Origin of the sequence: Herbaspirillum lusitanum P6-12 (genome assembly GCF_000256565.1) — a bacterium.
Taxonomy (GTDB): domain Bacteria; phylum Pseudomonadota; class Gammaproteobacteria; order Burkholderiales; family Burkholderiaceae_D; genus Herbaspirillum; species Herbaspirillum lusitanum.
Window position 1 is genome coordinate 1 of the sequence record NZ_AJHH01000017.1, and the last position, 4752, is coordinate 4752.

Genomic DNA, 4752 nt, shown 5'->3' on the forward strand with positions numbered 1-4752 from the left:
TCAATTTATTGATTGATGATGGATGGTTGTGGATAACTTAGATTGATGTTCTTGTGAATAGAATGAATAGATAAATTTGATTATTAAATTGATCTCCTTATCTTATTTAAAACCAGAACTGGCAAGGGATTGATGCATGAAGAGCGTTCGATAATTTGCATACCAAACACTCTCCTTTTCCAATGATTTATTGGATCGATGGTCGTTCTGAGATATCTCTTAAAAGCGGTCAAAAAGAATAAAAAATATCCCCCTATTTCTCTGCAAATTCAGGGTTCAATTAACGCAGCTTGAAGTACACACCTCCCGACTTTTCGATCTGTTTTAAACGCCCTTCGTTGATTAAACAGGCGATTCCATTGCGGAGTCGCAGATTGCTCAACGATAGCTCCAGCTCCATGCTCTTCATCTGCGAAATTGGGAAAGGGCGATTTCGCCCTCGCATGAACAGCAATTCAGCGATGCGATCAGCATCCTCCAGATGGAGATACGATTTCTCAGTACGATCGAACAACAAGCGGAAGTTATCGATATGCCAGATCACACGTTCCAGTGCGTTTTCGATCTCTTCACCAGTAATATCGCCTTCGGCACCTTCAAACGCGTGATCAACCGCTGCCATGCGGATCACTCGCTCATAAGCGCGAGCCGGATAGGTCAGATCATCAAAAAAGGGAGCGTAGTCCTCCACAACAGCCTTGATGCAGCGTTCAGCCCTCTCAGCAACAGGAATCGCGCGACGCGATACCTTCAAAACAGGCCTTGTGTCATATCCCTTTTCTCCCTGCTTGATCGCTTCTGCGAAAAAGTAACGCATCACTGACAAGTAGGCTTCGGTTGCTGGTCCTGGTCCAGTAGTTTCAAATTTTCTCGCCCGCGCCACATCTTCGTTATCGACATAGGCGAATCCACATCTGTCAAAGAATCCGCTACCCAGGCAAAGCGCCCCAATTTTTGAATCGCGAAATTGATCGAAAGGCTTAGGCTGGATGGCGATGGAAACTGTGAAAATCGGAATCACAGGGTTGCCGTTGCCAGCCGCCATCAGGCTCTTATAAAGTTGCCCGCTGTGGCCGCCGTTGATGATAGCCACACCCCTTTCCTCCAAATGACTTAATACTGAAAATCCTTCGTCAGGCTTAATCCACAAATTCAGATGCTTCGCTACACCTTTCTTAATTCCCGCAAATGAAAAATCACTAGCCCGACAGGGAGCAGTTGCTGGTTCAACTGGCTTTTCCTTAAGGAGTTGCTGCCGTCGTTGTTCGACGTCCTCAAGCCGCGCATTGCGTTCCTTATCAGACAAACCATCTTGGGACTCAATATCTTTGATCCGTTTATTCAGACCTGATTGACGTGCCTGCCAAGCGATAAGATTGTCTTGATACGATCCCAGCATCTCGCTACGGCTTTGCTGGTGCTCCTGCACCAGATCGTCATAGCAGCGCAGTATTAACTCACCCGCATCGGTCTTTCCACTTCCTGCTGGCGCGACAATGAAACTATTGGTATTGAGCGGTCGAGGCATCTTTCCTTTTGGAATCTCGACCTTAAAGCAAGCGCCAGTCAGATGCGTAGCACAATCTGACACGTGGGCTGTCATAAGGCGATCCGCCACATCGGACCACGAGTGCTCTTCAACAAAATGGCGAGGTGTACGAGACAGGCTTGCAACAGGAGCCAATGGTGTAGTCATTGCGCCCCCTCTTTCATACCGTCTCCATTGCTCAGCAATTTCTCCAGGTAGGCATTCAGTTCACTTTCGGCCCAGCGCTTTGAGCGCTTCCCCACTGGCACCGGACGTGGGAAATTCTCGTCAAAATATTTCCCGTCCTCATTGAGCATTTCGTAGACCGATGAACGACTAATGGAAAACTTCTCGCAGACATACTTGATGTCTACCATTCGATTTAGCATATGCACTCCCAAATGCGCGACAGCACTTCGTACTGTTCCTGCGCTGATTAATCATTAAATTTTGGTTCTTTGGTCGCGTAGGCGGAATGAACCCAGTGAGTTCACGAAGCCAAGAGAGCAGCAATAACCGCTCCGAGTCGTTTGGGTGGCGAAGGTCTTGCGAAACGCAGCGCCTGACTCTATGTCGATTTTGGTAGGGTCTGCAGCGACTACTTGCTGCTGGTTTGTGGCACAGTGTGCTCACCAGAGCGTCATCAATATGGTCCCGAGAGAACCACACCTAGCTCAGATCTTTGTTCACGAATCGAAATCAGTACATCAAAGGTACCCATCGATTCGCTACGTGGCGTCGTTCTTGGTGGATACGCGCCGAACTGCAACGTTTGGTAGGGCTAGCAACCATAGCTCATTGCTAGCTTCGTGGCACTAAGTGCGCACGGAGAGCTTCTAACAGCACGTTCCTTCATGAGGAACCGCACCTAACTCAGGTCTTGGAATTTTGTCACTTCAGTGATGCCGTCCTTCGATGGTCACAAAGCCGACCGCATCGGTTTATTTCCGACGCAGTAGAGCCATAATGAACGATTTTTCATATGCTGGTCAAGCCGTGTTGACGATGGAATTTGTTTTATGCACATGAGCGACTCCGGAAGAATGGCATCCGCATGAATCTTGATGTATCCAATGCCGTCCAACGAAGCTCGGCTGCAATCGATAATCTTGGGGGTATTTTTAGGGGTAGTTTTTTCGCCAGAAATAGCAAAACGTCGTATTTTCAACACATTCCGGGCGGTATTTGAGTGTACCTATCCCACCAAAGACATCTGAAGGCCCGTGTTCGCACGGGCCTTTTTTGTTTTTTGCGGACAACTTGACCTGCGTCAATTGCCTCCCCCGCCTGGCTTGGAGGACAATCCGACATATCAACGGAGGAGCAATGGCTGGAGTCAGCATCAAGAAGATCATGACCGCGAAGCTCGTCACCGCCGGCCTGGACGACAAGCTGGAAACGGTCAAGGAGATTTTCGACAACCTGAAATTCCATCACCTGCTGGTGGTGGAAAAGCACAAGCTGCTGGGCGTGGTGTCCGACCGCGACCTGCTCAAGGCGCTGAGTCCGAACATCGGGTCGGCCCGGGAAACCTTCCAGGACATCGCCAGCCTGAACAAGCGCGTGCACCAGATCATGACGCGGCGTCCGATCGTGCTACAGGAAAGCGCCACGGTCGATGACGCGATCCATGCCTTCAACACCCACGGCATTTCCTGCCTGCCGGTGGTCGACCTGAACTTCAGGCCGGTCGGCATCGTGACGTGGCGCGACATCCTCAAGAATCTGCGGATCAACCCTAGCAATCCGACCGTCCCGTAAGCGTCCTTCGTCAATTCAATGCAGCAGCATCCGGCACGACCGTCGCAAAACGATCGGCCAAGGCCGCCAGCGCCGCGCGCTGCACCTCCGCCGCCGGCACCACGCCCTTGCCCAGCGCATCCGGCAGGTCGCGCGTGGCGCACGCTGCCGCCACCACCGTCGACGCATAGCCATGATCCAGCGCCGAGCGCGTGGTGGCGCTGATGCACATGTGCGTGGCGAAGCCGGCGATGATCAACTCCTTCTTACCGGCCTTCTTCAGCTCGGCGTCCAGCGTGGTGCCGGCGAAGGAATTCGGCAGCGCCTTGACCACCGTGACTTCGCCGTCCTGCGGTTGCAGCCCATCGATGATGCCGACGAATTCGCGCTGCGGATCGAACAACACCGCGCCAGGCTTGGCGTGGTGGACCACATGGATCACCGGCGCAGCGGCAGCACGCGCGTGTTCCAGCAGGAGAGCGACTTCGGCGACGGCTGCGCCGATGCCGGCCAGGGGTGCGCGGCCAGTGGTGTATTCGGTCTGGTGGTCGATGATGACCAGCGCGGCTTCCTGCCAGGTGGCGGCGCGTGGCGAACCACCGGCGATCTGGATCAGGGTCTGGGGTGTGCTCATGGAAAACTCCTTGCTGAAAAGAGGACGAAGCGGGATGCAGGCATCTTAGTCCGATAAAATTCGCACCACCATTCAACGTGATCGCCATCTGACTGTGAAAAAATTAACAGCCCGCCCCGCATCCCGTCCCGCCTCCCGCCACCATGCTGCACGGGCAGCCCTGCATGCCGACTGGGAAGGACTGCGCACCTTTGCCGCCTTCATCGAATCGGGCAGCTTTTCCGGTGCGGCGCGCGTGCTGGGCGTGACCCACGCCACCGTCAGCCGGCGCCTGCAGACGCTGGAGCATGCCTTGCACGGCCCGCTGTTCACGCGGCGCGGCGACGATACCGAGCTGACCAGGCTGGGTGAAACCGTGCTGTCCGCGGCGCGCGAAATGCAGGCGCAGACCGCACAGCTGGCGCGCCGCCTGGCCGGTGAAGACATCCGCATGGAAGGCAAGCTGCGCATTGCCAGCACCGAGGCCATGGCCACCATGTTCCTGGCGCCGCGCCTGCCCAGCCTGTTGCAGCAATGGCCGGCCCTGGACATCGAACTGGCCATGGGCCACCAGACCTTGAGCCTGGCCCGGCGCGAAGCCGACCTGGCCCTGCGTTTTGCCCGCCCGCAGGACGGTGAGCTGATCGCGCGGCGCTTGGGCGTGGTGCGCTTCTACCTGTGCGGCACCGCCGATCAGGTGGCGGCCTGGCGTCACCAGCGCGGCAGCGCCCCGGTGATCGGCTATGACGACAGCGTGCCGGACATCCCCGAGACGCGCTGGCTGGCCGCCCACGCCGACGGCAACCCGGTGCGCCTGCGCAGCGCCAGCCTGGTGGCGCAATGCATGGCCGCGCGCGCGCGCGCGCGCGTA

The 4752-nt window shown here is 55.5% G+C and carries 5 protein-coding genes; 2 read left to right on the top strand and 3 right to left on the bottom strand.

The window, feature by feature from the left end:
• Positions 1–280: 280 nt before the first annotated feature.
• Entirely contained in the window at positions 281–1696 is a 1416-nt protein-coding gene (locus HLUSI_RS0100655; RefSeq protein WP_083830775.1) for a DUF3987 domain-containing protein, read from the bottom strand.
• On the bottom strand, positions 1693–1905 hold the full coding sequence (locus HLUSI_RS0100660) for a helix-turn-helix transcriptional regulator (protein ID WP_029362953.1): 213 nt from the start codon (positions 1903–1905) through the stop codon (positions 1693–1695). Before HLUSI_RS0100660 ends, HLUSI_RS0100655 begins: the two co-directional genes overlap by 4 nt.
• A gap of 949 nt (positions 1906–2854) precedes the next feature.
• Between HLUSI_RS0100660 and HLUSI_RS0100665 the strand changes: the two genes are divergently transcribed.
• Positions 2855–3289: a CBS domain-containing protein gene (locus HLUSI_RS0100665; RefSeq protein WP_016832121.1), complete on the top strand. Its 435-nt coding sequence runs from the start codon at positions 2855–2857 to the stop codon at positions 3287–3289.
• A gap of 10 nt (positions 3290–3299) precedes the next feature.
• On the opposite strand, the gene HLUSI_RS0100670 is transcribed toward HLUSI_RS0100665, so the two are convergent.
• Positions 3300–3902: a cysteine hydrolase family protein gene (locus HLUSI_RS0100670; protein WP_016832122.1), complete on the bottom strand. Its 603-nt coding sequence runs from the start codon at positions 3900–3902 to the stop codon at positions 3300–3302.
• A gap of 94 nt (positions 3903–3996) precedes the next feature.
• Between HLUSI_RS0100670 and HLUSI_RS0100675 the strand changes: the two genes are divergently transcribed.
• Positions 3997–4752 (top strand): LysR family transcriptional regulator (locus tag HLUSI_RS0100675; protein WP_016832123.1); only part of this gene is annotated, 756 nt, incomplete at its 3' end.

Bases quoted from the DNA above. Each gene is read 5' to 3' on its own strand.
- HLUSI_RS0100665 (WP_016832121.1), top strand. From the start codon at position 2,855: ATGGCTGGAGTCAGCATCAAGAAGATCATGACCGCGAAGCTCGTCACC.
- HLUSI_RS0100670 (WP_016832122.1), bottom strand. From the start codon at position 3,902: ATGAGCACACCCCAGACCCTGATCCAGATCGCCGGTGGTTCGCCACGC.
- HLUSI_RS0100660 (WP_029362953.1), bottom strand. From the start codon at position 1,905: ATGGTAGACATCAAGTATGTCTGCGAGAAGTTTTCCATTAGTCGTTCA.
- HLUSI_RS0100655 (WP_083830775.1), bottom strand. From the start codon at position 1,696: ATGACTACACCATTGGCTCCTGTTGCAAGCCTGTCTCGTACACCTCGC.